At 66.8% G+C, this 26,496-nt stretch carries 23 protein-coding genes; 16 read left to right on the top strand and 7 right to left on the bottom strand.

Annotated elements, in window-relative coordinates; translation table 11 throughout:
* Window positions 1-77 precede the first annotated feature (77 nt).
* From ACX80H_RS04675 to ACX80H_RS04660, 4 genes are all read left to right on the top strand, one after another.
* Window positions 78-920 carry a hypothetical protein gene (locus ACX80H_RS04675; RefSeq protein WP_459311389.1) on the top strand — a complete coding sequence of 281 codons (843 nt, stop codon included), beginning with the start codon at window positions 78-80 and terminating at the stop codon, window positions 918-920.
* 62 nt (window positions 921-982) lie between these two features.
* Window positions 983-2,074: a 4-hydroxy-3-methylbut-2-enyl diphosphate reductase gene (locus ACX80H_RS04670; RefSeq protein ID WP_459311388.1), complete on the top strand. Its 1,092-nt coding sequence runs from the start codon at window positions 983-985 to the stop codon at window positions 2,072-2,074.
* A 36-nt stretch (window positions 2,075-2,110) separates the two neighbouring features.
* Window positions 2,111-2,326 carry a hypothetical protein gene (locus tag ACX80H_RS04665; RefSeq protein ID WP_459311386.1) on the top strand — a complete coding sequence of 72 codons (216 nt, stop codon included), beginning with the start codon at window positions 2,111-2,113 and terminating at the stop codon, window positions 2,324-2,326.
* Between the two features lie 245 nt (window positions 2,327-2,571).
* Entirely contained in the window at window positions 2,572-3,345 is a 774-nt protein-coding gene (locus tag ACX80H_RS04660; protein WP_459311384.1) for a hypothetical protein, read from the top strand.
* 211 nt (window positions 3,346-3,556) lie between these two features.
* Here the strand turns inward: ACX80H_RS04660 and ACX80H_RS04655 are convergent, their stop codons facing one another.
* On the bottom strand, window positions 3,557-4,870 hold the full coding sequence (locus ACX80H_RS04655) for a DNA recombination protein RmuC (RefSeq protein WP_459311382.1): 1,314 nt from the start codon (window positions 4,868-4,870) through the stop codon (window positions 3,557-3,559).
* An 84-nt stretch (window positions 4,871-4,954) separates the two neighbouring features.
* Here ACX80H_RS04655 and ychF point away from each other — a divergent pair, with 84 nt between their 5' ends.
* Complete coding sequence (ychF, locus tag ACX80H_RS04650) at window positions 4,955-6,040, top strand: redox-regulated ATPase YchF (RefSeq protein WP_459311380.1); 1,086 nt, start codon at window positions 4,955-4,957, stop codon at window positions 6,038-6,040.
* Window positions 6,041-6,133: 93 nt separating this feature from the next.
* On the opposite strand, the gene ACX80H_RS04645 is transcribed toward ychF, so the two are convergent.
* Window positions 6,134-6,637 carry a DUF4188 domain-containing protein gene (locus ACX80H_RS04645; RefSeq protein ID WP_459311379.1) on the bottom strand — a complete coding sequence of 168 codons (504 nt, stop codon included), beginning with the start codon at window positions 6,635-6,637 and terminating at the stop codon, window positions 6,134-6,136.
* Window positions 6,638-6,691: 54 nt separating this feature from the next.
* On the opposite strand from ACX80H_RS04645, the gene ACX80H_RS04640 reads away from it, so the two are divergent.
* Window positions 6,692-7,261 carry a TetR/AcrR family transcriptional regulator gene (locus ACX80H_RS04640; protein WP_459311377.1) on the top strand — a complete coding sequence of 190 codons (570 nt, stop codon included), beginning with the start codon at window positions 6,692-6,694 and terminating at the stop codon, window positions 7,259-7,261.
* Window positions 7,262-7,484: 223 nt separating this feature from the next.
* Here ACX80H_RS04640 and ACX80H_RS04635 read toward each other — a convergent pair whose 3' ends face one another.
* Window positions 7,485-7,892, bottom strand: coding sequence for a hypothetical protein (locus ACX80H_RS04635; RefSeq protein WP_459311376.1), 408 nt, complete (start codon window positions 7,890-7,892; stop codon window positions 7,485-7,487).
* A 412-nt stretch (window positions 7,893-8,304) separates the two neighbouring features.
* Here ACX80H_RS04635 and ACX80H_RS04630 point away from each other — a divergent pair, with 412 nt between their 5' ends.
* Window positions 8,305-8,940 (top strand): glycoside hydrolase family 16 protein, encoded by a 636-nt coding sequence (locus tag ACX80H_RS04630; protein WP_459311375.1) that lies wholly within the window; start codon window positions 8,305-8,307, stop codon window positions 8,938-8,940.
* Between the two features lie 8 nt (window positions 8,941-8,948).
* On the opposite strand, the gene ACX80H_RS04625 is transcribed toward ACX80H_RS04630, so the two are convergent.
* From ACX80H_RS04625 to ACX80H_RS04615, 3 genes are all read right to left on the bottom strand, one after another.
* Window positions 8,949-9,350: a hypothetical protein gene (locus tag ACX80H_RS04625; protein WP_459311374.1), complete on the bottom strand. Its 402-nt coding sequence runs from the start codon at window positions 9,348-9,350 to the stop codon at window positions 8,949-8,951.
* A gap of 401 nt (window positions 9,351-9,751) precedes the next feature.
* Entirely contained in the window at window positions 9,752-10,810 is a 1,059-nt protein-coding gene (locus ACX80H_RS04620; RefSeq protein WP_459311373.1) for an LLM class flavin-dependent oxidoreductase, read from the bottom strand.
* Between the two features lie 63 nt (window positions 10,811-10,873).
* The gene (locus tag ACX80H_RS04615) at window positions 10,874-11,188 is read right to left on the bottom strand and encodes a hypothetical protein (protein ID WP_459311372.1); all 315 of its coding nucleotides are present in this window, start codon (window positions 11,186-11,188) and stop codon (window positions 10,874-10,876) included.
* Between the two features lie 366 nt (window positions 11,189-11,554).
* On the opposite strand from ACX80H_RS04615, the gene ACX80H_RS04610 reads away from it, so the two are divergent.
* The 3 genes from ACX80H_RS04610 to ACX80H_RS04600 all read left to right on the top strand — a co-directional run bounded on the left by ACX80H_RS04610 (window position 11,555) and on the right by ACX80H_RS04600 (window position 16,148).
* Entirely contained in the window at window positions 11,555-13,351 is a 1,797-nt protein-coding gene (locus ACX80H_RS04610; RefSeq protein ID WP_459311370.1) for an ABC transporter family substrate-binding protein, read from the top strand.
* A 176-nt stretch (window positions 13,352-13,527) separates the two neighbouring features.
* On the top strand, window positions 13,528-15,069 hold the full coding sequence (locus tag ACX80H_RS04605) for an ABC transporter permease (RefSeq protein WP_459311368.1): 1,542 nt from the start codon (window positions 13,528-13,530) through the stop codon (window positions 15,067-15,069).
* Window positions 15,066-16,148 (top strand): ABC transporter permease, encoded by a 1,083-nt coding sequence (locus ACX80H_RS04600; protein ID WP_459311367.1) that lies wholly within the window; start codon window positions 15,066-15,068, stop codon window positions 16,146-16,148. The genes ACX80H_RS04605 and ACX80H_RS04600 overlap by 4 nt, the downstream gene beginning before the upstream one ends.
* A gap of 8 nt (window positions 16,149-16,156) precedes the next feature.
* On the opposite strand, the gene ACX80H_RS04595 is transcribed toward ACX80H_RS04600, so the two are convergent.
* Window positions 16,157-16,783, bottom strand: coding sequence for a PH domain-containing protein (locus ACX80H_RS04595; RefSeq protein ID WP_459311365.1), 627 nt, complete (start codon window positions 16,781-16,783; stop codon window positions 16,157-16,159).
* 89 nt (window positions 16,784-16,872) lie between these two features.
* Here ACX80H_RS04595 and ACX80H_RS04590 point away from each other — a divergent pair, with 89 nt between their 5' ends.
* The 6 genes from ACX80H_RS04590 to ACX80H_RS04565 all read left to right on the top strand — a co-directional run bounded on the left by ACX80H_RS04590 (window position 16,873) and on the right by ACX80H_RS04565 (window position 26,266).
* Window positions 16,873-18,711, top strand: coding sequence for an ABC transporter ATP-binding protein (locus ACX80H_RS04590; RefSeq protein WP_459311364.1), 1,839 nt, complete (start codon window positions 16,873-16,875; stop codon window positions 18,709-18,711).
* A gap of 161 nt (window positions 18,712-18,872) precedes the next feature.
* On the top strand, window positions 18,873-20,474 hold the full coding sequence (locus ACX80H_RS04585) for a sulfatase-like hydrolase/transferase (protein ID WP_459311362.1): 1,602 nt from the start codon (window positions 18,873-18,875) through the stop codon (window positions 20,472-20,474).
* 296 nt (window positions 20,475-20,770) lie between these two features.
* Window positions 20,771-22,408, top strand: coding sequence for a peptide ABC transporter substrate-binding protein (locus tag ACX80H_RS04580; protein WP_459311360.1), 1,638 nt, complete (start codon window positions 20,771-20,773; stop codon window positions 22,406-22,408).
* Between the two features lie 135 nt (window positions 22,409-22,543).
* Entirely contained in the window at window positions 22,544-23,470 is a 927-nt protein-coding gene (locus tag ACX80H_RS04575) for an ABC transporter permease (RefSeq protein ID WP_459311359.1), read from the top strand.
* Complete coding sequence (locus tag ACX80H_RS04570) at window positions 23,463-24,488, top strand: ABC transporter permease (RefSeq protein WP_459311357.1); 1,026 nt, start codon at window positions 23,463-23,465, stop codon at window positions 24,486-24,488. Before ACX80H_RS04575 ends, ACX80H_RS04570 begins: the two co-directional genes overlap by 8 nt.
* 8 nt (window positions 24,489-24,496) lie before the next feature.
* Window positions 24,497-26,266 (top strand): dipeptide ABC transporter ATP-binding protein, encoded by a 1,770-nt coding sequence (locus ACX80H_RS04565; RefSeq protein WP_459311355.1) that lies wholly within the window; start codon window positions 24,497-24,499, stop codon window positions 26,264-26,266.
* Window positions 26,267-26,496: the final 230 nt, after the last annotated feature.

The raw sequence follows: 26,496 nt of genomic DNA, 5'->3' as shown, positions 1-26,496 counted from the left end.
GCACCGCCCGCTGCCGCACCGTGCCGGCTGTTGCCGGAGCGGGCATAATCGGAGGTTCGACCTCCAGTAAGGATTCCATGCGGACGTTCGTCTCTGCCCTCCTGGGCCTCCTCGCGCTCGTCGTCGCCTCGGGCGGACTGGTGTCGGCCTGGCTCGACGAGAACCTCGTGGAGGAGTCCGGGTTCATCGCGCTGGCGGCTCCGCTGGGTGACGACGCCGACTTCCAGGCGGCGCTCGCGGAGTCACTGGCGCAGGAGGCGACGGCCGGTACCGAACTGCCCGAGCAGCTCGGTTCCTTCGTCGAACCACTCGTTCGGGACGCCGCGGGAGCCGTCACCCGCTCGTCCGGTTATCCGGCCGCCTGGGCCGAGACCCTCCGCCTTTCCCACGCCATCACCTTCGCGCAGGCGCCCGATCCCTCGGAATCGGCACCCGCCGTCCTGACCCTCGATCTCGGGCCGGTCATCGGGCTCGTGGCGGACAGCGTCGGAGCGGGGCTGGGTGTGGACTTCCCGATCCCGGAGGACACCACGGTCGAGGTCGGATCCCTGGAGCGGGGCGGACTCCTGCAGGGAATCGCCGACGTCGTGCAGGACTGGCGGCTGTACCTCGCGGGTGCTGCGGTGCTGGCGCTGCTCGCCCTCGTTGTCGCGCGACGGCGGGGTACCACGCTCGCGCTCCTGGGCCTCGGGTTCGTGGGCATCGGTCTGCTCGGCATCCTCGCAGGGGACTGGGTGCCCGATGCCGCGACCAGCGCACCCGGTACGGGCGCCGTCGCCGACGTGTTCATCCGGGGCCTGGCAGAACGGGCCGGAGCGGACCTCGCGGATTCCAGCGTGCCCGTGGTCGTCGGCGGGATCGTCGCCCTGCTGGTCGGGATGGTCGGGCAACTCGCCTTCGGTCGCGGGCGTAGGGCTTAGCTCACAGCGGAGCGGCGGCCGACGGACCCGGGGACGCGCGGGCGACCCGGTAGAATCGGGGAATGACCAGTACCACCGTTCAGGTCCCCATGCCCACCATCCCGCGCAGGCGACGCTCTCCCGAGGACGTGCTCGCCGCCGCGCCGGTCGGGGAGAAGAAGGTACTGCTCGCAGCACCCCGCGGCTACTGCGCCGGGGTGGACCGCGCCGTCATCGCCGTCGAGAAGGCACTGGAGCACTACGGGCCGCCCGTGTACGTGCGCAAGCAGATCGTGCACAACCTGCACGTCGTCTCCACGCTCGAGGCGAAGGGCGCCATCTTCGTTGACGAGACCGACGAGGTCCCCGAGGGCGCCCTCGTGGTCTTCTCGGCCCACGGTGTCTCACCCGCCGTCGTGCAGTCCGCGGAGGACAGGGGACTGCGGACCATCGACGCCACCTGCCCCCTCGTGACCAAGGTGCACAAGGAGGCCCAGCGCTTCGCCCGCGACGACTTCGACATCCTCCTGATCGGACACGAGGGCCACGAGGAAGTGGAGGGAACGGCGGGCGAGGCCCCCGAGCACATCCAGATCGTCAACGGCCCGGAGGACGTCGACAAGGTCCAGGTCCGCGACCCCGAGAGGCTCATCTGGCTCTCCCAGACGACCCTCAGCGTCGACGAGACCATGCTGACCGTGAACCTGCTCAAGGAGCGCTTCCCGACCCTCCAGGACCCGCCCAGCGACGACATCTGCTACGCCACGTCGAACCGCCAGGCGGCCATCAAGAAGATCGCGCCGCAGACCGACCTCGTGATCGTCGTGGGGTCCGCGAACTCCTCGAACTCCGTCCGCCTGGTGGAAGTCGCGCTCGAGTACGGCGCCAAGGCAGCCCACCGCGTCGACTTCGCCAACGAGGTCGACGAGTCGTGGTTCGAGGGCGTGGCCACCGTGGGCATCTCCTCGGGCGCCTCCGTGCCCGAGAACCTCGTGCAGGACGTGCTTCGACTGCTCGCCGAGTACGGCTACGGACAGGTCGAGGAGGTCGTGACGGCCCAGGAGGACATCATCTTCTCCCTGCCCAAGGAGATCCGGGCCGCCCTGAAGGCCATGGGCGACCCGTCGCAGGGTCGTGGCGGCAGGGGCCAGCGGCAGGACCGCTCGCTCAACTGATCCTCCGGGCGCGGCCACCGATCACGCTGCGACAAGATGGAAGAAGTATCTCCGCGAGACCTGCGGGAGGACGGGACGACGGCGGCCCTCACCGTCGACCACGCCGGGCACTTACTGGGACGGGTTCCCGACGACCACTGTGTGCGGCAAGACGGGGGTTCCCGGCTCCGCCCCATCGCCTGTGATGGCTACGATCCTGCCACCGGGACGTTCGCGGTCCACGACGTCGTCTACGCCAGGCTCGTCATCTGACGGGCAGACCCTGTTCGCCGAGGTGGAAGCTCGCAGACGGAAGCCTGCATTTGTAAAGAGGTATCCCGGAACCGGACGCGTCCTGCCCTGGGCGGAAATGCTGAAGGATGATGAGGCACGAGGGCACTACGTGGCGGGACCTTCAGCAGGGTCCGCAGCTCGGAAGCACCGAGCAATGGCGAAGCGCCCTTATACGGAGTCGTCTCCGGTTCCGTTCTCATCGCACAGTGAAGGATGTATATCCCATGAACAAGATGCGCCTCCTCGCAGTACCCGCCCTCGCCATCAGCGCCGTCGCTCTGGCAGGTTCCCCAGCAATGGCCGCTGACGGAAGCTACTCGTCAACCCTCGGCCAACTCAACGGCACCACCGGCACCGGTACCGTCACGCTTGATGTCGTCGGTGACCAGGCCACGATCAACCTGCAGGTGTCCGGCCTCGCCCAGACCTTCCAGGGCGCGCCCTACCCCCACGTACAGCACATCCACGGCGGAGCGGCCGGCGTCTGCCCGACGGCAGCGAACGACGCCAATGGTGACGGCATCATCAGCGTCACGGAAAGCGCCCCCGGCTATGGTGGCATCCTGGCGACGGTGACCACGTCAGGGCCGACAACTCCTGCTGAGGCCCTCAATCTCCAACTCGGCGGCCAGGGCGGGACCTACGCCATCCAGCGTTCCTTCACCATCGACGCAGCCACGATGGCGGCGCTGGAGAACGGTACGGCGGTCTTCAACGTTCACGGGTTGGACCCCGCGACGACGCCGGCAGCACCAGAGGCATTCAGCGCACCCAGTGATCTGGACCCGGCGCTGCCCCTCGGAGCAACCTCGCCTGCACTGTGCGGCACCCTCGTCAAGACGCAGATGGGCGCAATGCCGTCCGGTGGAGCCGACACCGGTGTCGCCATCGAGCCTTCGTCCGGCTCGGCCGGCATGATGGCCCTCGGCGGTGGTCTGGTGCTTGTGGCAGCAGCCGGCGGGACCTACGCAGTCCGTCGCAACAACGCGAGGGCGTAACGTCCCACCCGGTGCGACATCACCTGCCCCGGTACGAACGGGAACCCGGTATGAACGGATCGGGTCGTCGTAGGTCTGTCGTGCAGGCCGCAGAGCGACCGTCATCGGCCCTGCCCGGTGCCGACGACGGTCGCTCGTCGTGCTTCTCACGGCACTTCGCTGCGGCAGGCCGAGCAACGGCTAGCCCTGCACCAGTAGCGAGCGCGCCTGGCTACCCGCCGGTCCCGTCGAGGAGCTCGTGGGCCGTCAGGGAGCGGGGAGTGGCGTCGATCGCGGCCTGGCCCGGGCTGCCCGGCGTGCCGGCGCGCTGTGCACGGGCCGTGCCGAGCATGCTCACGTCGGCGACTTCCTCCGCACCGCCCCCGGCCGCAGCATCGACGACGTCGAGGGATGCCGAATCGAACGCCCCGATGCGCCGGGCCGTAGGAAGCACACGGGATTCGAGGGCGCCCACGAAGGAGTTGTAGCGCTCCACGGAGGTCTTGAGGGACGCTCCAAGACGGGTGACATGCCCGCCCATCGTGCCCAGGCGCTCGTACAGCTGCTTCGACAGGTCGAAGAGCTCGCGCGCGTTGTCGGTGAGCACGGCCTGCCGCCAGCTGAAGGCCGCACCCTTGAGGATGCCGAGCAGGGACACCGGTGAAGCAAGTGCGACGTTCTGGCCGAAGGCGTAGTCGAGCAGTTCGGGATCGGCGCGCAGGGCCTCGGAGAGCACCGACTCGACCGGGATGAAGCAGATGACCAGCTCGGGGGAGTTCGCCGCGCCTTCCCAGTACTTCTTCCGCGCCAGGGCGTCGATGTGGGCGCGGAGCGCCTTGCCGTGCTGCCGGAGCAACTCGGCGCGCCGGGACTCGAGCGCGGCCGTGTCGGTGTCGCTGCCGGCCGTGCCCGCAAGCTCCTGCGCGGCGAGGAAGGCGGTCAGGGGTACCTTGGCGTCGATGACCAGTTGCTTGTCGCCCGGAAGCTGCACCACCATGTCCGGCCGGGCGCGCTCGCCGTCGCCCGCGCTGAAGGACACCTGCTCCAGGAAGTCCACGCGGGAGAGCATGCCGGCCGCCTCCACGACGCGGCGCAACTGGACCTCACCCCACTGGCCGCGCGCGCTGTTGCTCCGCAGGGCACCCGCGAGCGAGGACGTCGTCGACAGGAGTCGGGCATCCGCCTCGCGTGCCTCCTCGAGCTGGCGGGCGAGCTGCCCGTACTGTTCCAGGCGGTCGCGCTCGAGCAGGCCCACCTGCCGCTGGACCTGGGTCAGCTTCTCCGCGACGGGCGCAAGCGCACGCAGGACGTCGTTGTCCGTGGACGTCTTGCCGGTCAGCTCGCGGTTGTGCTGCTGCAGGAGGTCGCGCTGGGCGACGGCTGCCGCCAGGTCCGTCGTCGTTCTCCCGAGACGCGCTGTCGCATCGTCGAGCTCGGCACGGAGGTGCGCCGTGCGCGGGGTGAGATAGCGCGCCACCAGGAACGCGCCAACGGCGCTCCCGAGGACGAAGGCGAGGAGAACGAGGAGGACGGCCGTGGTGCTCATGTCCACACTGTCGCAGGAACCTCCGACATTCGGCGGACACGACACCGCCGGACGGCACTCCGCCGCCCGGTAGACTTGTCTCCCGTGGCTCTTACTATCGGCATCGTCGGACTGCCCAACGTCGGCAAATCAACCCTCTTCAACGCGCTGACGCGCAACAACGTCCTGGCGGCGAACTACCCGTTCGCTACCATCGAGCCGAACGTCGGTGTGGTCAGCCTGCCCGACCCGCGCCTTGCACAGCTCGCCGAGGTCTTCGGGTCGAAGCAGATCCTGCCGGCCACCGTCTCCTTCGTCGACATCGCCGGCATCGTCAAGGGAGCCTCCGAGGGCGAGGGCCTCGGCAACCAGTTCCTCGCGAACATCCGTGAGGCCGAGGCGATCGCGCAGGTCATCCGCGTGTTCGACGACCCGGACGTCATCCACGTCGACGGCAGGGTCGACCCGCGCTCCGACATGGAGACCATCAACACGGAGCTGATCCTCGCCGACCTGCAGACGCTCGAGAAGGCCATCCCGCGCGTCGAGAAGGAAGTGAAGATCAAGAAGCGCGAGGCCGCACAGCTCGCCGCGATGCAGGCGGCCCAGGCCGTCCTCGAACGCGGTGACACGATCTTCTCCTCCGTGAAGAGCGACAAGCTCGAGATGGAGCACCTGCGTGAGCTGAGCCTGCTGACCGCCAAGCCCTTCATCTACGTCTTCAACGTCGATGACGCGGTGCTCGGGAACCCGGAGCGTCAGGAGGAGCTGCGCCGGCTCGTGGCTCCCGCCGATGCCATCTTCCTCGACGCCAAGCTCGAGGCCGACCTCGTGGAGCTCGACGAGGCCGAGGCCCGCGAGATGCTCGAGATGAACGGCCAGGAGGAGTCGGGGTTGGATCAGCTGGCACGCGTCGGGTTCCATACCCTCGGGTTGCAGACCTACCTGACCGCCGGTCCCAAGGAGACCCGCGCCTGGACGATCAAGAAGGGTGCCACGGCCCCGGAGGCCGCGGGGGTCATCCACTCCGATTTCCAGCGTGGCTTCATCAAGGCCGAGGTCGTCCACTTCGAGGACCTCATGGAGGCCCGGACGATGGCCGAAGCCAAGTCCCGCGGCAAGGTGCGCATCGAGGGCAAGGAGTACGTCATGTCCGACGGCGACGTCGTGGAGTTCCGCTTCAACGTCTAGAGCCGTCCGGCCCGAAAATGGGGGTCGCCTGTGACTCAGGGCGTGGTCTGCCAGGCGGGGCGGGTCGATGTGCGATTCTTCAGCGGAGGTGGCTCATTCGGGCAGACGCCGCCTGACCCCGTCAGCCTCCAGGCGCTGGCGGGCGGTGTTCAGTCCCGCTCCCACCGCTACATGGCCGGCGGCCGCTGCCAGCCCGAAGACCGGCATGTCGCTGTACACGCTTTCCCTGCCACCCGGCATCGTCTCGTAGGTTTCGTGCCACACGCCGACGTCGCCGGTGCCGGCTGATTCGCGCATGAACCGGCGCCACGGCTCGAGGTGCGGCGCTGACCGGTCGGCCGCGAACCGTTGCAGATGCTCCGCGCTCTTCCAGTAGCTGACGATGATGGTCGTCCGCCCGAACCATTGCTGGTAGCTCAGCAGCCCCGCCTCCGGCGTCGCGGCCAGATGGGCAAGCATCCTGGGCATGGCTGCCCCCACCCGTGCCACCTTCCCGAACTTCCACCACCGGTTGGGACGCATCCCGATCAGGAAGACCGTCACCGGGCCACCCTCGGGATCGGCGGTGAAACGTCCCACGTGCACTTGCTTGGACATGTACCTCTCCTTCCATAACGTTGTTATGGAACAGTGTTATGGAATACTGGTCCGATGGCAAGACCTATAGTTCACGACGAGACCCTGCGTCGAAGGCTGCTCGACACCGCAGCCTTCCTCATCGCCCGCGACGGCGCCGCCTCCGTATCGCTGCGCACTATTGCCGCTGCCGCCGGGACGTCGACGACGGCGGTGTATTCGCTCTTCGGAGGCAAGGCGGAGCTGTTGACCGCCGTGCTGGATGACGGCTTCGCTTCCTTCGCCGCCGCCCAGCACGAGGCCGCCGCCGCCGGCCTCGAAGCATTGGGCCGGGCTTACCGGACCTGGGCGCTGGAGCATCCGATCCTCTACGGGCTGATGTTCGCCGGCCCACTGGCCGGCCAAGTGCCGTGCCAGCCGACCCCGGCTGCCGCTGAGCCGTCGATCGCGCCGCTGTTCGGCGCGGTTGCCGCAGCGTTGCCTGGAGCGGCGGATGATGAAATCGCCTCGATGGTCGGCGTTGTGTGGGGCCAGGTCCACGGACTGGTGTCCCTGGAGCTGGCCGGTGCGCCGGCGGCAGGCTGGACCTGGGATGCGGCCTATGATGCCGCCATCCGGCAGATCGGCCGCTCGCTAAGGCGCTAGGGACGATCGGTTCTCAAGGAGCCGGTGGACCACGGCGTCGATCAGAAGCCGTCTGAAGTCCGGATATGGTGACCCGTCGAGGGTCCGCAGGGAGTCCGCGGGAACCGCCTGGAGGAATCGATGAGTTCTTGCGCCGCAGCCCTGGTCAGCGGTCGCGGGCGTGACGTAAGGCGCTGCTCCGATACAAGCGGAGTAGCGCCTCACGGTTTCGTCTTCGCGCCAGCTAGCAGCTCGAACGCGAGTTCTCCCTGCGTGTCGTATCGTTGGCAACTACGAACTGGGAGTTCGTGCGGCACGTCTCGCCATACTCGGTACTCGTGCTCTGACTCGTCAGCTTCGTGACGTTCTCAAGCTCGGTGTACTGCGTCTTGTAGTCGAACGACGACCGGCTGTCGCCATCCTGAAAAGTCGACTGATCCCTGCTGTTGGTCGTGTAGTAGTAGCCGCCATACTGGCGAGTTACGGTGTGATAGTCATATGTTCCGTCCGGGAAGCTGAGATCGCGGCGTTCCACCAGGGCGCCGTTGCTGTTGCCCGAGAAGGTCGGCGGCGCGGCCAGCGCTGGCGAGGCAGTGAGGGCGAGGGTCAAGACTGCGCCGCAGGCGAGGATCAAGCGGGTCAAGCGGTTCATCGTTGGGGTCCTTCCGCTACTTTGTCGGGCTCCCCAGCGCAGTGGGTGAATCCTAGCTATCGCGTAATACTCCCGTCAACAGGTCGCGTCGACGCCTCCAAGGGACGCTTTGACGCCTGCTGCCGGCTCGATGGGTGGGAAACTTTGCTCTAATGTCTGGCACAGTTGGCATTCAGTCGTCGACGTTCCTGGGTCGACGCTCGCTGAACCCGGTCTGATACTTCCCGGATGAGTTCCTTTTCCTCACCGCAACCGCCGCTTTTGAGAATTGCCAGGGGGCAGCCTGATGCTGTGGCGTAAAAGTGCAGTTATTGCATCATCCCTTCTTATTGGCTCGGCACTCATCACTCCGACAACGGCAAGCACTACAGCGACGACCGCGCCTGAGGCGCCAGCGTCTACCGAGGCGGCGGTGATCCAGGGTTGGGGCACACCGGTGTCGGGCGACGAGTTCAATTACATCGGTGCGCCGGATGCGACGAGGTGGAGTGTCTACAACAGCGTCGGGCACGTGGGCGAAGGTATCCGGAGTCCACGACAGGTGACCGTGAACGGTTCCCAGATGGTGATGACCGGAACTCCGGATGGCACGACTGCCGGCATGGGCGCGAAGTTCGCACGCCAGAAGTACGGGCGGTGGGAAGTCCGCGCTGCCGGGTCCGGCGACAATGAGTACCATCTGGTCTCCATCCTGTGGCCGGACAGTGAGAATTGGCCCTGCGACGGTGAAGTCAACTTTGCGGAGACGACGGGCGACTGGAACGTCATCAAGTTCTTCCACCACTATGGCTGTTCGAATGCGCAGACGGCGGCGTTCAACGGCCTGGACGTCACGACGTTCCACAACTACGCGGTCGATTGGTCCCCGCGTGGGATCGTCGGCTACATCGATGGGGTGAAGTGGTTCGAGGACAACGACCCCGCGCACCAGCCTCCCGGTTCGATGCACCAGACGCTCCAGCTGGACTGGTTCCCGGACAGCACTGCTGACGGCGCCGGCGAGATGCGAGTGGACTGGGTTCGCGTGTATGCGGCGGCTGGCCGGTAGAAGTCCTGTCAGGTCGCGCGCGGTGCTCCGAGAAGGATGGAAGAGAGCGGCGTCCGGTTGAGGATCATCGCCACAGACCACGGCAGGACCAGTGCCGCGATCAGTACCCAGAACGACCGTTCCGTGTCGGAAACGGGGAGCAACCACAGCACGTATGTGTGGGTCAGCACCACCATCAGGCAGCCCGCGGCGAGCTTCATGGACATCGCTGGAACCCATACCGGCAGCCGGGAGAACACGCCCTCGAGGATCAGGAGGAGGCCGGAACTGATCAGCACCGCGACGACGACACTGAGGACCGGCGTACCGAGCTCGTTGTACTTCATGTCCAGTGGAGCTGACGTCCCGGTGAGGACAGGGGCGGCACCCGCGGCAAGGCACACCGCGCCGAACCGGATCGGTGCTTTCACCCGAGTACGGACCTGCCGGAGGGTTTGCCGGCGAGCAGGAAGACGAGCGCCGCGCCGGCGACCCCGAGCGACAGGGGCAGCGGGGTGAGGACGTCCCCGAACAGGTAGATGACCACCGTGATCCCCCGATGAGTGCGACCCGGAGGACAAGGGGTACGCGCTCCAGTGCCCGGAACATGACGGCAGAGATGAACAGTGCACTCATGAACCACTAGGCACCGAACGCTCCGGCGTTGAGGGATCCGCCCATGAGAGGCAGGATCACGGCTTCGCTCGTGAGAGTGCCGCGGTGGACATGGATGGGGATGTGAACGAGAAGCGTCACGACCAACCTGCAATATAGGGGATCATGATGGCCACCGCCGGCGTGTACTCCCGCTGCGCACGCCGCAACGAACGACCTACCGGACGCCCTGCCCAGCACCCGATGGAGTCCAGCCGAGGGCCGGCCCCAGTTTTTCGGCGATGTCGGTGAGGATCTGGACGTAGTCCTCGTGGTCGAAACTGAAGGGCAGGGCGAACGCGACCTCGTCGACCTCCTGGAACCCCGCGTGGGCGTACAGCTTCTCGGCGATCTCATCGCTCGTCCCAATGAGGTCCGGGGCGAACAGCATTCCTTTGGGCCCCTGAGGCGCGCGGGTACGGGGGAGGCGTTGGTCGACGTACCGCTGGTACTTCTCCCGCTGGTCCGACGACGCCGAATCGGTCGGGATCACCACCAGGCCCTGCGATACCCGTGCCGATCCGTGCGCATCGGATGACGCGGCGGCCGCTTCGCGGTAGGCACGGATCTGGCCCTGCTGGATGCGGGCGAAATCCGGTTCCTGATCGCGCTCGGGGAAGATGACGCTGCTGGAGAGCAGGTTGAAGCCGCTCGCCCCGGCCCAGACGGCCGATTTCCTGCTTCCCGCACCGTACCAGAGGCGTTTCCGCAGCCCGGGCGAATGCGGTTCGACCCGGTGGGAGAATTCCTCGACGACCCCCTGCCTGCCGGAGAAAGCCCGGACCGGTTCCCCTGCAACCAGACGGGCGAACCGCTCCACGCGCGCGTAGCTGAAGTCCTCCACCTCCCACGAGTCCGCGTACAACTCGTGCTTCACGGTGTCGTAGTGCATCGGCTCACCTACGCTCAGGCCCGGGTTGATGCGTCCGCCGGCGAGCAGGTCGACGGTGGCGAGGTCCTCGGCCAGGCGCAGGGGGTTCTCCCAGCCCAGCGGAGTCACAGCTGTTCCGATCTCGATCCGGGAGGTGCGCTGGCTCGCGGCGGCCATCATCGCAATAGGGGAGGAGATGCCGAACTGCAGATGGCGGTGGCGCAGCCAGGCGCTGTCGAAGCCCAGGCGCTCGCCGAGTTCGATGATCTGCAGTGTCGATTCGTGCCCCGCGGCCGGATCCGCCGGATCGAACAGGCCGATGGTGAGGAATCCCAGCTTGCGGAGCGTACGGGTGGAGTCGGGCATGGGCTTCCTCTTCAGGATCGGCGGGCAGCTGATCCCCAGACTAAGCGGCGGGCTTCCCGCCGGTCACCACATGCGGCTGGTGGTTTCCGACACGAATCCGCGGCCGTCGGAGAACCAGTGGATCGTCGGGCTGTTCCGGGCGGTCGGCGTCGTGAGCTCCGCGAAGAGGTCCGCGTTGAAGCGGTTGCTCAGCTCCGGGGAACTCAGCACGGTGTCCCGGGTGATGACGAACACGGGTCCCTTCAGTCCCTTGCTCTGGATGGACAGGTGAACCTCGGCGTGCTGGTCCAGCCGTACCTTGAGCGCTCCGATCGCGGCCTGGACACTCGCGTCGTCGTCCCAGACTGCTGCGTGCCTGTCCACGAAAAGCCACGCCATGATGCTCCCTGTCCGTCCCGGCTGAGCCTCCCCAGCGGCCCGTCGCGCCCGCCCCACAGGCAGCCGCTCCGGCCGCCGGCGGCTCTCCCTAGCAAAACACCGAGTCGAGAACGATATCAAGGGGCGGCACGGAGCGGGCGTCAGGGGGCGCCACCACGTCCCGTTGGAAAGCAGCGGGGAAACGCCTGGAAGTATTTGGTTGCATCTCGATAACAACACGGGAGCAGTCCGGGCAAGGGACACCTACTGGTAACAAAGTGCCCCTAGGCTTTTGCACACGTGAGTGGCGTCACCCTCCGGGGTCGCGTGTCGGCTGTCATGCAACACCGCGTGAAGCTGGAACCACACTAGGAAATAGGAGGCGGAATGCGTTTCGGACGTACTTCCAAAGCTGTGGGGGTCGCTGCTGCTGCAGCGCTCGCACTCAGTGCCTGCGCTGCCAATACGGGTACTGAAACACCCGAGGAGAGTGCCGAGGGCGAAGCATCGGGCGGCAACATCCGCGTCGTGGAGGTGAACGCCTTCAGTTCGTTCAACGCGAGCACCGCCGAAGGCAACGTGGACATCAACGGCAATATCGCCTATGTGACCCACTCCGGCTTCAACTACATCGACAACAACCTCGAAGTGGTAGCGAATGAGGAATTCGGTTCCATCGAGGTTCTGTCCGAGGACCCGCTCAGCGTCAAGTACACGGTCAACGAGGGCGTCAGCTGGTCCGACGGTGAACCGGTCGACGGCGGCGACCTGCTGCTGCAGTGGGCCATCGAGTCCGGCTACTTCAACGACGCCACCACCGATGAGGCGGGTGAAGTCGTATCGGGTGCCACCTACTTCGACTACGCGGGTGACACGACCGGACTCGCCCTGACCGAACTCCCGGAGATCGGCGACGACGGACGTTCGATCACCCTCAACTACTCGAAGCCCTTCGCGGACTACCAGGTCGCCTTCGGCCTCATGAACGAGGGTGGCCTCGACACCCCGGCCCACGTGCTGGCGGAGAAGGGCGGCCTGGCCGACGAGGACGCGCTCATCGAGCTCATCCAGACCGCACCGGCGGGCGACCCCGAGAAACCTGTCGAGCGTCCCGAGGTGCAGGCCGTGGCCGACTTCTGGAACTCGGGCTTCGACACCAAGTCACTGCCGACCGATCCGTCGCTGTACCTCTCGAACGGCCCGTTCATCGCGTCGGCCATGACCCCGGACCAGTCGATGACGCTGACACGCAACGAGGACTACACCTGGGGTCCCATTCCCAAGGTGGATGAGATCACCGTCCGCTACATCGGTGAGGCTCCTGCACAGGTGCAGGCCCTGCAGAACGGCGAAGTGGACATCATCGCGCCGCAGGCATCGGCGGACACCGCCGAGCAGCTCGAGGCGCTCGAGGGCGTCACCCTCGTGCGCGGCAACGAGCTGTCCTACGACCACCTCGACCTCAACTTCAGCGGCGTCTTCGACGACGAGAAGGTCCGCGAGGCCTTCATGAAGACGGTGCCCCGCCAGCAGCTGGTGGACTCCATCATCAAGAAGCTGAACCCGGATGCCGCGCCGCTCGACTCGCAGCTCTTCCTCGCCGACCAGGAGCCCTACGAGGAGACCGTGGCCAACAACGGTTCGGAGGCCTACGCCGAGGTCGACATCGAAGGCGCAAAGGAGCTGCTCGATGGGGCGACTCCCGAGGTGCGGATCATGTACAACCGCGACAACCCGAACCGCCTCAACTCCTACACCCTGATCGCCGAGTCGGCCTCGCAGGCCGGCTTCAAGATCGTCGACGGCGGACTCGGTGCCTCCGACTGGAGTGCTGCGCTCGGCAACGGCACCTACGACGCGTCCATCTTCGGCTGGATCAACACAGGTGTGGGCGTGTCCGGTGTGCCGCAGATCTTCAAGAGTGAGGCCGGCTCCAACTTCAACGGGTTCTCGAGCCCGGAGGCCGACGAGCTCATGGATCAGCTCGTCCTCGAGACGGACCCGGACAAGCAGGACGAGTTGCAGATCGAGATCGACAAGCTGATCTGGGACTCCAAGTACGGACTGCCCCTGTTCCAGGTGCCGGGCATGAATGCCTACAGCGACAACGTCAGCGGCGTCAAGTACATGCCGAACCTGACCGGTGTCTGGTGGAACTTCTGGGATTGGCAGATCGCCCAGTAGCCTCTGGAACAAGAACTCGATCCGTGAGGAGGCGCCGGGACAGGGGAACTCGCCCGTCCCGGCGCCTTTTCTTGCGCAGGGGTGCTGCCGCCGCACCGCCGGTTCCAGGCCCTCCACTACACTTCAGCGAAAGCACGGGAACACCCACCCGCATCCGATCGTGAGGCGCGAAACCCATGGTGACCTACATCGTCCGGCGTCTGGTGACGGCCGTCCTCATCCTTCTGGGCGCGTCCTTCATCGTCTACCAGCTCACCGCCCTGTCCGGTGATCCTCTCGAGGAGTTGCGCGCCAGCAACGCGCCGAACCGCGAGCAGCTCATCCAGGCGCGCACCCAACTCCTGGACCTCAACACGCCGGCCCCCCTCCGCTACTTCGGCTGGCTGGCAGGGGCCGCGAAATGCCTGGTCCCCTTCGCCGCGACGTGTGATCTCGGTGCGAGCATCCAGGGGGAAGCCGTCACGACGGCACTCGTGCGGGCCATGGGGAACACCATCACGCTCGTCACCACGGCCACGGTCCTCGCCATCATCATCGGTATCTCCCTGGGCATCATCACTGCCCTGCGGCAGTACAGCGGGCTGGACTACGGCGTGACCTTCATGTCCTTCCTGTTCTTCTCGCTCCCGATCTTCTGGCTGGCCGTCCTGCTCAAGGAATTCGGCGCCATCGGGTTCAACAACTTCCTCGCAGATCCCGAGATACCCGGATCGACCGTCATCGTCGTGGCGATAGCCAGTGGACTCATCTGGGCGCTGTTCGCGAGCAGGTCGTGGAAACGCAAGGGCATGGCGTTCGTTCTGGGCGCCGTCGTCGCCGCGGCCCTCCTGTTCGTCCTCGACCTTGTCGACTGGTTCTCCAGCCCGGGGCTCGGACCCGTCATCATCCTCGTCACCGGAGTCGGCATCGCCTTCGGCATCGTGCTGCTCACCGCGGGCCTGCGGAACCGCAAGGCCCTGTTCTCGGCCCTGATCATGGTGGCGCTGGGCCTGGTCGCCTACTACGTCGTCAACCCGATCCTGAATGCCGCGACCGTCTGGACGATCGTGATCTTCGCGATCGTCACGGTGCTCGTGGGCATGGCCGTCGGCTACCTCATGGGCGGGTACGATCGCGGACAGAGCATGCGGGCCGCAGCGCTGACGGGCCTGCTGATGGGCTTCCTGATCGTGGTGGACCGGTTCATGGTCACGTGGCCGTCCTACGTCAGCAACCCGCGCGTGCGGGGGAGGCCTATCGCCACGGTGGGAGCCGAGACTCCTGGCCTCGACGGCACGTTCTGGGTCAACGGCCTGGACACGTTCACGCACCTCCTGCTGCCGACCCTCGCACTGCTGCTCGCCTCGCTGGCGAGCTACAGCCGGTACTCCCGCGCCTCCATGCTGGAGATCATGAACATGGACTACATCCGCACGGCCCGCGCGAAGGGACTCAGCGAGCGGACCGTGGTCATGCGCCATGCCTTCCGCAACGCGCTCATCCCGCTGGCCACGCTCGTCGCCTTTGACATCGGAGCGCTCATCGGCGGCGCCATCATCACCGAGCAGGTGTTCGCCTTCGCCGGGATGGGGCAGCTCTTCGTCCAGGCACTGCAGCGCACCGACCCCGATCCCATCATGGGCTTCTTCCTAGTGGCGGGCATCCTGGCTCTGGTGTTCAACCTCGTGGCCGACATCGTGTATTCGTTCCTCGATCCTCGCGTAAGGGTGAAAGCATGACGACGCAGAGTCCCTCGGACTTCCCGAACCGTTCGACGTCGACGGTCACAGGACCAGTGCATGCCGATGAGACGCCCGATGCGGATCCGACGCCCGATGCGGGTCCGACGCCGGCCGCTGATCACGAGGCCAAGGGCCTGTCCCAGGGCCAGATCGTCCGCCGGAAGTTCTTCGACAACACGGCCGCGATCATCAGCCTCGTCGTGTTCGCCATCATCTTCGTGATGGCGTTCACCTCGGTGGGCTTCGCCGGGATACCGGGCTGGTGGAAGTACAACCACACGGAGTTCCTGCCCCTGCTCGGCGGCGGGGCGCCGACCATCACCGGTCCGTTCAGCTGGGGAGAGCACCCCTTCGGCCAGGACTCGATCGGACGCGACTACTTCGCCATGACGATGCGCGGGACGCAGAACTCGATCATCATCATGTTCATCATCGGGGTGCTCGCGGGCCTGGTCGGCGTCGTGATAGGTGCCTGCTCGGGGTACTTCCGCGGCTGGCCCGAAGCCGTGCTGATGCGCTTCACGGACATCGTCATCATCATCCCCGTGGTCCTCGCCGCTGCGACGCTCGGCCAGGCTGTCAACCGCTACGTCGGCTCGGGGGCACAGATCTGGCTCCTCGGCCTGTTCCTCGGGCTCGTGCTGTGGACCGGACTCGCACGGCTCGTCCGCGGTGAGTTCCTGACGCTCCGTGAACGCGAGTTCGTCGACGCGGCCAAGATCGCAGGCGCATCCAACAGGCGGATCATCTTCAAGCACATCCTGCCCAACGCGGTCGGCGTCATCATCGTGAACACCACGCTGCTCATGTCCTCGGCCATCCTGCTCGAGACGGCGCTGAGCTACATCGGCTTCGGGGTGAAGGCCCCGGACGTCTCCCTGGGCCTTATCATCAGCCAGAACCAGGAAGCCTTCCAGACGCGTCCGTGGCTGTTCTGGTTCCCCGGCCTGTTCATCGTCCTCATCTGCCTCTGCATCAACTTCATCGGCGACGGTCTGCGCGATGCCTTCGACCCGCGGCAGAAGAAGTTCAATGCCGGGCGGGCCAAGGACGCAGAGAAGCCCGCAGCCGCGTGAGGACGTCGCTAGGGCGCCAGGTTCAGCGAGACGGCAGCCGCTGCGAGCAGCAGGGCGACCGCGGCGAGGTGCCGCCAGTTCCATGTGCGGCGCACGGGTGCCGGCTGGTCGACGTCGACGGCGCCGCTCTCCACCAGGTCCTGCCAGCGGGAGCGGACCAGGTAGGCGGCGTAGCCCGAATCGGTGTTCTTGAGGTCCCCCGGACGGATCGACCCGCCCGGGCCGTAGCTCGTGGAGGGCAGGTTCGTCACGTGTTCGGGCTTGCCGGCGTGGGTTCCCCAGACTCCGGGAGCGGGTGCCGCCCAGGCCGTGAAGGAGCCCGACGGCGTCACCAGCTTGAGCGCGTACTTGGTATCGACGTCGATCAGCGCAGCCCAGGGTACGCGGACGGTCGCCAGGGGATTGCGCAGCGTGACGGAGTCCTCGGCGAACACCACCGCCGGGTACCAGAACAGCCACCATCCGACGTATGCGATGCCGAGAAGCGGCCAGCCCGCCAGCAGGCCGGCCAGTCCCTCGGCCGCGACGACGGACACCAGGCCACCTCCGGCGATGAGCACCGCGATGCCCGTGAACCATACACTCGTGCGCGGCTTGAAAACGGTGGCCCCGGCCACATCGATCGAGCGTCCCATGGCTCCATAGTCCCAGCACTGCAGCCGCTCGCGGCAATCCAGGAGTGCCCGCGATCCCGCGGTGTCTCCGTCACGAAGGAGATCTCCTCATGAGTACTCAGGTCATCGGCGGCATCGGCGGCATCGGGGACACCGGTGGGGACCGGTCGTCGTCCCAGGGTCCCGTCCTCGAGGTGCGGAACCTCAGTGTCGACTTCGGCGTCGACAAGAAGTGGGTCCCGGCGGCCATCGACCTCAACTACGAGGTGAAAGCCGGCGAGGTGCTCGCCATCGTGGGGGAGTCCGGCTCCGGCAAGAGTGCCAGCTCCATGTCCCTGCTCGGACTGTTGCCCTCCAACAGCCGCGTCACGGGCGAGGTGCTGCTCAACGGCACATCCGTCCTCACGATGTCGCCCGCCAAGCTGCGCCAGATCCGCGGCAACGACGTCGCGGTCATCTTCCAGGAGCCCATGACGGCACTGAACCCCGTCTACACGGTGGGTTTCCAGATCGTGGAGACGCTGCGCCTGCACAACGAGATCTCGCCGGACGAGGCGAAGCAGCGTGCCCTCCGCCTGCTGCAGCTGGTGGAGCTGCCGGATCCGGACAAGGCCTTCCGGTCCTACCCCCACCAGCTCTCCGGAGGTCAGCGCCAGCGCGCGATGATCGCGCAGTCCCTGTCCTGCGACCCCAAGCTCCTGATCGCGGACGAGCCCACGACGGCCCTCGACGTCACCGTGCAGGCGGAGATCCTGGACCTCATGCGCAACCTGCGGAACAAGCTCAACAGTGCGATCGTCCTGATCACGCACGACATGGGCGTGGTGGCGGATCTCGCCGACCGGATCGCCGTCATGCGCAAGGGGCGCATCGTGGAGACCGGCACCGCGGAGCAGATCTTCAACAACCCGCAGCACGACTACACCCGGGAGCTTCTCGCCGCCGTTCCCCACCTGGGGCAGGGGGACGGGAACGACGACGTCGACATCACCGCTGCGCTGGCGGCGGCGACCCACACCGAACTGCAGACGGTGGACCGCGACGAGCTCGAGCGACGCGAGCATGAAGTGCTGGCTCAGCTCTCCGAGGACCAGGCGGTGGCGCACCCGGCCGCTGACGCGGTGCTCGAGCTCGTCGACGTCGCCATCGAGTACCCCAAGCAGGGCAGGGTCCCCGCGTTCCGCGCCGTCGAGGGAGCCAACCTCACCGTCTACCCGGGCCAGGTCATCGGCCTCGTCGGGGAGTCGGGCTCGGGCAAGACGACGATCGGCCGGGCCGCGGTCGGGCTGCTGCCGGTCGCCGAGGGTTCGCTGAAGGTCGTCGGTACCGACATCTCGGGCTTCCGCCCCACCTCGAAGGAACTCGTCAAGGTGCGGCGCCATGTCGGCATGGTGTTCCAGGATCCGTCGTCGTCGCTGAATCCCCGGCTCCCCATCGGTGAGAGCATCGGCGAGCCGATGTTCCTGGCCGGCGAGGCCAAGGGCGGTGAGCTGCAGAAGCGCATCGAGAGCCTCCTCGACCAGGTCGAGCTCCCGCGCTCCTACCGGAACCGTTATCCCCACGAACTGTCCGGCGGACAGAAGCAGCGCGTGGGCATCGCACGCGCACTCTCGCTCAAGCCGAAGCTGATGGTCGCGGACGAGCCGACGTCGGCCCTGGATGTGTCCGTGCAGGCGAAGGTCCTGGAGCTCTTCCAGAACCTGCAGCGCGAGCTCGGGTTCGCCTGCCTGTTCGTCACGCACGACCTCGCGGTCGTCGATGTGCTCGCCGACTACATCTGCGTCATGAAGCGCGGCCGGATCGTGGAGCAGGGCACACGCGACCAGATCCTGCGCAGCCCCCAGGACCCCTACACACAGCGACTGCTCGCGGCCGTGCCGCTGCCGGATCCGGACAAGCAGCGCGAACGCCGCGAACTGCGGGCCAAGCTCCTCGCGTCGACCGATTAGCCGACCCGGATCGTCATTCCCATCATCACGGCCCCGATTGAACGGGTAGCGTAACGGTACTAGTCTGCTATGGACCCGAGAACGGGTCCGATGTCAAGGGCGTTCGGCGGAACCCCGGGCATCTGGAACGCGAGGGTTGCATGTCTGGCCGGATTCTTCACGTGACCCGACGGGTCGGCGTCGTCCTGGGGCGTGTCCTGGTCTACGCCCTGATCTGGGCAGGACTCGCGCTGCTCGCAGCCGCCGCAGGCATCCGCTTCTACTGGGGCACGATCTCCGTCAGCCAGATGCTCATGAACCTCGTCTCCGTGGAGACCGAAGGCGGAGGCGGGCCCGTCGTCTGGGTCGGCATCCTGGGGGTCGGTGTCGTGCCCCTGCTCATCACCATCGGGATCGCCCTGTGGCAGCACTATCGGCGCCGTACGCGCCGCCGTGGGGACGAGTTGCGCCCTGTGCGCCGCCGGAGCGGCGAAGACCGGCCCCGCGCGCGCCACCGCAGGGGTGAGGACCTTCGTCCGGGCCGGCGGCAGTGGATCCTGCGTACCGTCTCCACCGCCCTGGTGGCCGCGGTGGTCGTCGGCGGTGCCACGGCCTTCTCCACCACGGTGGGCATGGGGGACTACATCCGGGCGGCGAACTCCGACTACGACCTCGGGGACTACTACGCGGAACCGACCGTCACCAGCGACGCGGACGAGCGCAACCTGGTCCTGATCTACCTCGAGTCCGGCGAGGCCACCCTCGAGGACGACCAGCTCTTCGAGAAGGACGCGTTCGCCCCGCTCAAGGAGGTCACCCGGGCAGCCGACGGCTGGCAGAACGTGGAGGATCTCCAGCAGTACCAGGGAGGCGGCTGGACCATGGCCGGCCTCGTCGGGACCCAGTGCGGCGTCCCACTGAAGGGTGCCGACACCGCGGGGGGCAGCAGCGCCCCCTCGAACGACCTCGGCGGTGACACCGAAACCTATCTGGGCGGGGCCACGTGCCTGGGCGATGTCCTGGAGAAGCACGGCTACACCAGCGTCTTCATGGGTGGAGCCAATGCCTCCTTCGCCGCGAAGGAGACCTTCCTGAGGACCCACGGTTACTCCGAGGTGAAGGACCTCTCCGACTGGCGAGCCGCGGGTGAGTCGGAGGAGAGCTTCCGCAGCGACTGGGGCCTGAGCGATGAACGACTGATGTCCCACGCCCGGGACGAGATCGACCGGCTGCACGCCGAGGCGGAACGGACCGGCGAGCCGTTCAACCTGACTCTGCTGACCCTGGACACGCACGAGCCGGTGCACGTCTACGACTACTGCGAGGTGGACACCCAGAACGTGGTCACCTCCGTGTTCTCCTGCTCGATGACGCAGGTGGCCGGATTCGTGGACTACCTGAAGGAGAAGGGCTACCTCGAGGACACCGCCGTGGTGATCACGGGCGACCACGTCAAGCACATGAGCGCCGGTGACGCGTTCCACGAGCAGCTGGACGACCACGGGAACCGCACCGTCTTCAACCGGATCCGGGTTCCGGGCGGGGACACCAGCGGCGGGTTGCGTCCTCGCGTGGACCAGCTGAACCTGTACCCCACGATCCTGGAGGCCGCCGGCCTGACCCTGCAGGATCATGAGGCCGGGCTGGGCGTGTCCGCCTTCGCACCCGATGTCCCGGCCGGCTCGGCACAGGGGATGGACCCGGATTCCTACACCGAGCTGCTCAACTCGCTGTCCCCGTTGTTCTACGCCAGGGCATGGGCAGGCGAGGACGCCGCCCGGTAGCGCTGTCCGTTCCTACCTCCTACCCGGGCCTCCTACCCGGCCGGGCGGGTGTCGCCCTGCCCGTGCCTCCGGAGTCGTTACCAAAGCGTGATGCCGCGCCCTTCTCCCCGCTGGCCTGCGGAAATACGGGAACCAATGCCGAAGCTGAAAGCCGGCTGGGAGCGTCCCCCTGCAGGATGTTCAGGGAAGCAACAGAACGGGCATAGAATCTTCCGGTGTGAGTTGGCTCTCGCTACCTGCGGGACAACTATCCGGCCACATCAGCGCCGGAACGACCCAAATAACTAGGAGGCGGAATGCGTTTCACGCGCACTTCCCAAATGCTCAGCGTCGCGGCCATCGCCGTTCTGTCGCTGAGTGCATGCGGCGGCGGAAGCACTGAATCCAGCACGGGCGGCGGCACCACCGACGCCGTCATCGTGGTGGACGGATCCGAGCCCCAGAACCCGCTGATCCCCACCAGCACCAACGAGGTGGGTGGCGGAGCGATCCTCGACCTCATCTTCGCGGGCCTCGTCAGCTACGACGCCGACGGCAAGTCCCAGAACGAGATGGCGGAGTCCATCGAGACCGAGGACGCCCAGAACTACACGATCACGCTCAAGGAAGGGAAGACCTTCACCAACGGTGACCCCGTCACCGCGAGCTCCTTCGTGGACGCCTGGAACTACGGCGCCGCCGCGAAGAACGCGCAGCTCTCGAGCTACTTCTTCGAGAGCATCGAAGGCTACGACGAGGCCAGCGCCGAGGGCTCCACCGTGGAGACCATGAGCGGCCTCACCGTCGTCGACGACCGGACGTTCACCGTCAAGCTGTCGCAGCCCGAGTCCGACTGGCCGCTGCGCCTGGGCTACAGCGCGTTCTTCCCGCTGCCCGCCGCCGCGCTCGAGGACCCTGCAGCCTTCGGCGAGAACCCGATCGGCAACGGACCCTACAAGTTCGCTTCCGAGGGCGCCTGGCAGCACAACCAGCAGATCGAACTCGTGCCGAACGACGAGTACGAAGGCCCGCAGGCCGCCCAGAACGGCGGCGTGACGTTCAAGATCTACCAGAACGACACGACGGCGTACCAGGACCTGATCTCGGACAACCTCGACGTGCTGAAGACGATCCCGACGAGCGACATCAAGAACTTCAAGAACGACCTCGGCGAGCGCTCCATCGAGTCGCCCTACGCGGGCAACCAGACCATCGCCGTGCCGTACTACCTCCCGAACTGGGAGGGTGAGGCGGGCAAGCTGCGGCGCCAGGCGCTGTCGATGGCGATCAACCGGGACGAGATCACCGAGGTCATCTTCAACGGCGGTCGTGAACCTGCGAAGGACTTCACCGCTCCCGTCCTCGAGGGCTACAGCGCGGACCTACCGGGCAGCGAGAACCTCGAGTACAACCCGGAGGAGGCCAAGAAGCTCTGGGCCGACGCCGAGAAGATCGCGCCCTACGACGAGTCGCAGCCCCTGACCATCGGCTACAACGCCGACAAGGGCGACCACAAGACGTGGGTCGAGGCCGTGGTGAACAACATCAAGAACAACCTGGGCATCGAGGTCGCGGGCAAGCCGTACGCGACCTTCAAGGAAGCGCGTACGGAAGCCACGGAGGAGACCCTCACGGGTGCCCTGCGTGCCGGCTGGCAGGCCGACTACCCGTCGCTGTACAACTTCCTCGGACCGATCTACGCCACCGGCGCCGGTTCCAACGATGCCCGCTACAGCAACCCTGAGTTCGACCAGGAGCTGACCGACGGACTCGCGGCCGGCTCGGTCGAGGAGGGCAACGAGGCCATGAACAAGGCCCAGGAGCAGCTCTTGGAGGACCTCCCGGCCATCCCGCTGTGGTACCAGGTCGCCCAGGGCGGCTGGAGCAACAACGTGGACAACGTCGAGTTCGGCTGGAACGGTGTTCCGCTCTACTACGCCATCACCGGCAAGTAACCCGTAACGGACTCGGGGCCTGCCCGGCACAGGGCAGGCCCCTTTTCCGTGCTCCAACGAAAAGGTGCAACACCTCATGAGCCTTCCCCACCTGCGTCCCGTCCGGACGCACGCCGCACCGGGAGGTGCGCGCTGATGGCCTGGTACATCGTCCGACGCTTCCTGCAGCTGATCCCCGTCTTCCTCGGCGCCACGCTGCTGGTGTACTTCCTCGTCTTCAGCCTTCCCGGCGACGCCACCGCCGCCATCTGCGGCGAGCGCGGCTGTACCCCTGCCGTCGTCGCCGGACTGCGTGAGCAGTACAACCTCGACCAGCCCTTCTGGATCCAGTACCTGCTGTACCTGAAGGGTGTGGTGACGTTCGACCTCGGCACCAACTTCTCCGGCCGCCCCATCGCGACCATCATCGCCGAGGTCTTCCCGACCACGGCGAGGCTCGCCATCATGGCACTGGTCATCGAGGCCGTCTTCGGCATCCTCTTCGGCCTCGTCGCGGGCCTGCGCAAGGGCAAGCTGTTCGACTCCTCGGTCCTCGTCCTGTCCCTGATCGTGATCGCCGTGCCCATCTTCGTGCTCGGCTTCCTGATGCAGTTCCTCATCGGTGTCAAGCTGCAGTGGACCAACCCGACCGTGAGCGGCGACGCGACGTTCGGCGAACTCCTGCTGCCGGCCGTGGTCCTCGGACTGGTGTCCTTCGCCTACGTCCTGCGCCTGACCCGCACCAGCATCATCGAGAACGTGAATGCCGACTACGTGCGGACGGCGACGGCCAAGGGCCTCAGCCGCAAGCGGGTCGTCGTCGTGCACGTCCTCCGCAACTCGCTGATCCCTGTCGTGACCTTCCTCGGCGCCGACCTCGGCGCCCTCATGGGCGGCGCGATCGTCACCGAAGGGATCTTCAACGTCAACGGCGTCGGCAACACCCTCTACCGCGCCGTGTTGAACGGGGACGGACCGATGGTCGTCTCGATCGTCACGTTCCTGATCCTCATCTTCTGCCTCGCGAACCTGCTGGTGGATCTCCTGTACGCGTGGCTGGACCCAAGGATTCGATATGCCTGAACCAACATCACCATCCGCCTCTCCGACATTCCGCCCGGCGTCCACGACGGCATCGGCCGCGCGCACCAAGACGTCCCCCTACCCGATCGAGCACTTCGTCGCCGACCTCGACGAGACGCCGGTACGGGCCACGGACAGCGCCGTGTCCGACGCCGCGCCCCGCAGCCTCTGGGGCGAGGCATGGCGGAGCCTGCGGAAGCAGCCGCTGTTCATCATCAGCGCGATCCTGATCCTCGCGGTCATCTTCGTGGCGCTGTTCCCCGGGCTCTTCACGAACGAGCCGCCGAACGAGAACTGCCTGCTCGAGAACTCCGACGGCGGTCCCGCCCCCGGGCACCCGCTCGGCTTCACCGTCCAGGGCTGCGACATCCTCTCCCGCGTGGTGCACGGCACCCAGTCCTCGCTGACCGTAGGCCTGTTCGCCACGCTCGGCGTGGTCCTGATCGGCGGCCTCATCGGTGCACTGGCCGGGTTCTTCGGCGGTTGGGTCGATGCCATCCTCGCCCGCGTCGGTGACATCTTCTTCGCCCTGCCGCTCATCCTCGGTGCGATCGTCGTCGTGCAGCTCCCCGTGTTCCAGCAGAACCGCAACGTCTGGACGCTCGTCGTCATCCTCGTGGCGTTCGGCTGGCCGCAGATCGCCCGCATCACCCGGGCGGCCGTCATCGAGGTGCGCAACGCCGACTTCGTCACGGCAGCCCGGTCGCTCGGAGTCTCGCCCCTGGGCGCCCTCGTCAAGCACGTCATCCCGAACGCGCTCGCACCGGTCATCGTCATCGCGACGATCTCGCTGGGTACGTTCATCGTGGCCGAGTCCACGCTGTCCTTCCTCGGCATCGGACTCCCGCCGGACGTCATGTCCTGGGGCAATGACATCTTCTCGGCGAAGCCGTCGCTGCGCAGCAACCCGATGGCCATCTTCTGGCCGGGCCTCGCACTGTCGATCACCGTTCTGAGCTTCATCATGCTGGGCGACGCCCTGCGTGACGCTCTCGATCCGAAGGCACGCAAACGATGAGCTCCTCGATGAGCACCCACCAGGGCGGCCACCGCGTCGCCCCCACCACCGATGGGGCTCCGACGCCGTCGGGCGGCCCCCAGCCGCTGCTCGAACTCCGGGACCTCGCCATCACGTTCGCGACGTCGAACGGGGACGTCCCGGCGGTGCGCAAGGCGCACCTGACCGTGATGCCCGGCGAGACCGTCGCGATCGTGGGGGAGTCGGGCTCGGGGAAGTCGACGACGGCACTCGCCGCCATCGGCCTCCTGCCCGCCAACGGGCGCGTCTCCGAAGGCAGCATCATCTTCGACGGCGAGGACATCACGCACGCGTCGGAGAAGCGCATCGTCGAACTCCGCGGGTCGTCGATCGGCATGGTCCCGCAGGACCCGATGTCCAACCTGAACCCGGTGTGGAAGATCGGGTTCCAGGTCCGGGAGACCCTTCGTGCGAACGGACTGCCGAGCGGTCCTTCGGACGTCGCGAAGGTGCTCTCGGAGGCGGGACTGCCCGACGCCGGGTCGCGCGCCAACCAGTACCCGCACGAGTTCTCGGGCGGTATGCGCCAGCGCGCCCTGATCGCGATCGGCCTGTCCTGCCGGCCCCGCCTGCTCATCGCCGATGAGCCGACGTCGGCCCTGGACGTGACCGTGCAGCGGCAGATCCTGGACCACCTGGACACGATGACCGAGGAGCTCGGCACCGCCGTGCTGCTCATCACGCACGACCTCGGCCTCGCCGCCGAACGGGCGCACAAGGTGATCGTCATGTACAAGGGGCAGGTCGTCGAGGCCGGTCCCGCGCTCGAGCTGCTGACCAACCCGCGCCACCCGTACACCCAGAAGCTCGTGGCCTCGGCGCCGTCGATCGCGTCGCGCCGCATCGAGTCGGCCAAGAAGGCCGGGCTCGAGACCGGCGACCTGCTGGCTCCCGCTGCAGCGAAGAACACGGCGATGAACACGGCGAAGAACACGGCGAAGGACGCTGCGCCGGACAGGGTGATCGAGGTCGAGGACCTGACAAAGGTCTTCAAGATCCGCGGCAGCTGGGGCAAGTCCACCGACTTCACCGCCGTGGACAAGGTCTCCTTCTCGATCGCGCGCGGCACCACCACCGCCGTCGTCGGCGAGTCCGGCTCGGGCAAGTCGACGGTGGCGAAGATGGTCCTCGGGCTGGAGGGGGCGACGTCGGGCAGCATCCGCTTCGACGGCGTGGACATCACCACGCTCGGGCGGAAGGAGATGTTCGACTTCCGGCGCCGCGTGCAGCCGATCTTCCAGGACCCCTACGGCTCGCTCGACCCGATGTACAACATCTACCGGACCATCGAGGAGCCGCTCCGTGTCCACGGGGTCGGAACCGCGAAGAGCCGGGAGAAGAAGGTGCGAGAGCTGCTCGACCAGGTGGCCCTGCCCTCCGCGATGATGCAGCGCTTCCCCAACGAGCTCTCCGGCGGGCAGCGCCAGCGCGTGGCGATCGCCCGCGCACTGGCACTCGATCCGGAAGTGGTCATCTGCGACGAGGCCGTCTCGGCCCTCGACGTGCTGGTCCAGGCACAGATCCTGAACCTGCTCGCCGACCTGCAGTCGGAGCTCGGCCTCAGCTACCTCTTCATCACGCACGACCTCGCCGTGGTCCGGCAGATCGCCGATCATGTCGCCGTCATGCAGAAGGGCAGGCTCGTGGAGCAGGGGAGCACCGACGAGGTGTTCGACAACCCCCGGACCGCCTACACCCAGGCACTGCTCGCGGCCATCCCGGGCGCCGGACTCGTCCTGCCCCCCGAGGTCGCATAGCGGGTCCGTCACCCGGCGGCTGCGTTCCCCGGCTGCGTTACCCGGTTGCATTCGGCGGCTGCGGAACACGAACGACGACGGCGGCCCTCCCCCGGGAGGGCCGCCGTCCTTGTGCGCCGAGAGCGGACAAGGGCCACCCTCGGCCCTGCGCATTAGGTCTGTTTTTACCTCTCGCCTAGACTGGTGAGAGGGCGTGCACTGCAGCCGCCGACAATTTCCCCGCAGTAGAT

This window comes from Arthrobacter pasteuri (assembly GCF_054510955.1).
This window is presented reverse-complemented; position numbering and strand designations above follow the sequence as displayed.

Excerpts from the sequence above, each read along its gene's own strand:
- ACX80H_RS04675 (WP_459311389.1), top strand. The coding sequence starts at position 78 with ATGCGGACGTTCGTCTCTGCCCTCCTGGGCCTCCTCGCGCTCGTCGTC.
- ACX80H_RS04670 (WP_459311388.1), top strand. The coding sequence starts at position 983 with ATGACCAGTACCACCGTTCAGGTCCCCATGCCCACCATCCCGCGCAGG.
- ACX80H_RS04665 (WP_459311386.1), top strand. The coding sequence starts at position 2,111 with ATGGAAGAAGTATCTCCGCGAGACCTGCGGGAGGACGGGACGACGGCG.
- ACX80H_RS04660 (WP_459311384.1), top strand. The coding sequence starts at position 2,572 with ATGAACAAGATGCGCCTCCTCGCAGTACCCGCCCTCGCCATCAGCGCC.
- ACX80H_RS04655 (WP_459311382.1), bottom strand. The coding sequence starts at position 4,870 with ATGAGCACCACGGCCGTCCTCCTCGTTCTCCTCGCCTTCGTCCTCGGG.
- ACX80H_RS04645 (WP_459311379.1), bottom strand. The coding sequence starts at position 6,637 with ATGTCCAAGCAAGTGCACGTGGGACGTTTCACCGCCGATCCCGAGGGT.
- ACX80H_RS04640 (WP_459311377.1), top strand. The coding sequence starts at position 6,692 with ATGGCAAGACCTATAGTTCACGACGAGACCCTGCGTCGAAGGCTGCTC.
- ACX80H_RS04635 (WP_459311376.1), bottom strand. The coding sequence starts at position 7,892 with ATGAACCGCTTGACCCGCTTGATCCTCGCCTGCGGCGCAGTCTTGACC.
- ACX80H_RS04620 (WP_459311373.1), bottom strand. The coding sequence starts at position 10,810 with ATGCCCGACTCCACCCGTACGCTCCGCAAGCTGGGATTCCTCACCATC.
- ACX80H_RS04615 (WP_459311372.1), bottom strand. The coding sequence starts at position 11,188 with ATGGCGTGGCTTTTCGTGGACAGGCACGCAGCAGTCTGGGACGACGAC.
- ACX80H_RS04610 (WP_459311370.1), top strand. The coding sequence starts at position 11,555 with ATGCGTTTCGGACGTACTTCCAAAGCTGTGGGGGTCGCTGCTGCTGCA.
- ACX80H_RS04605 (WP_459311368.1), top strand. The coding sequence starts at position 13,528 with ATGGTGACCTACATCGTCCGGCGTCTGGTGACGGCCGTCCTCATCCTT.
- ACX80H_RS04600 (WP_459311367.1), top strand. The coding sequence starts at position 15,066 with ATGACGACGCAGAGTCCCTCGGACTTCCCGAACCGTTCGACGTCGACG.
- ACX80H_RS04595 (WP_459311365.1), bottom strand. The coding sequence starts at position 16,783 with ATGGGACGCTCGATCGATGTGGCCGGGGCCACCGTTTTCAAGCCGCGC.
- ACX80H_RS04590 (WP_459311364.1), top strand. The coding sequence starts at position 16,873 with ATGAGTACTCAGGTCATCGGCGGCATCGGCGGCATCGGGGACACCGGT.
- ACX80H_RS04580 (WP_459311360.1), top strand. The coding sequence starts at position 20,771 with ATGCGTTTCACGCGCACTTCCCAAATGCTCAGCGTCGCGGCCATCGCC.
- ACX80H_RS04575 (WP_459311359.1), top strand. The coding sequence starts at position 22,544 with ATGGCCTGGTACATCGTCCGACGCTTCCTGCAGCTGATCCCCGTCTTC.
- ACX80H_RS04570 (WP_459311357.1), top strand. The coding sequence starts at position 23,463 with ATGCCTGAACCAACATCACCATCCGCCTCTCCGACATTCCGCCCGGCG.
- ACX80H_RS04565 (WP_459311355.1), top strand. The coding sequence starts at position 24,497 with ATGAGCACCCACCAGGGCGGCCACCGCGTCGCCCCCACCACCGATGGG.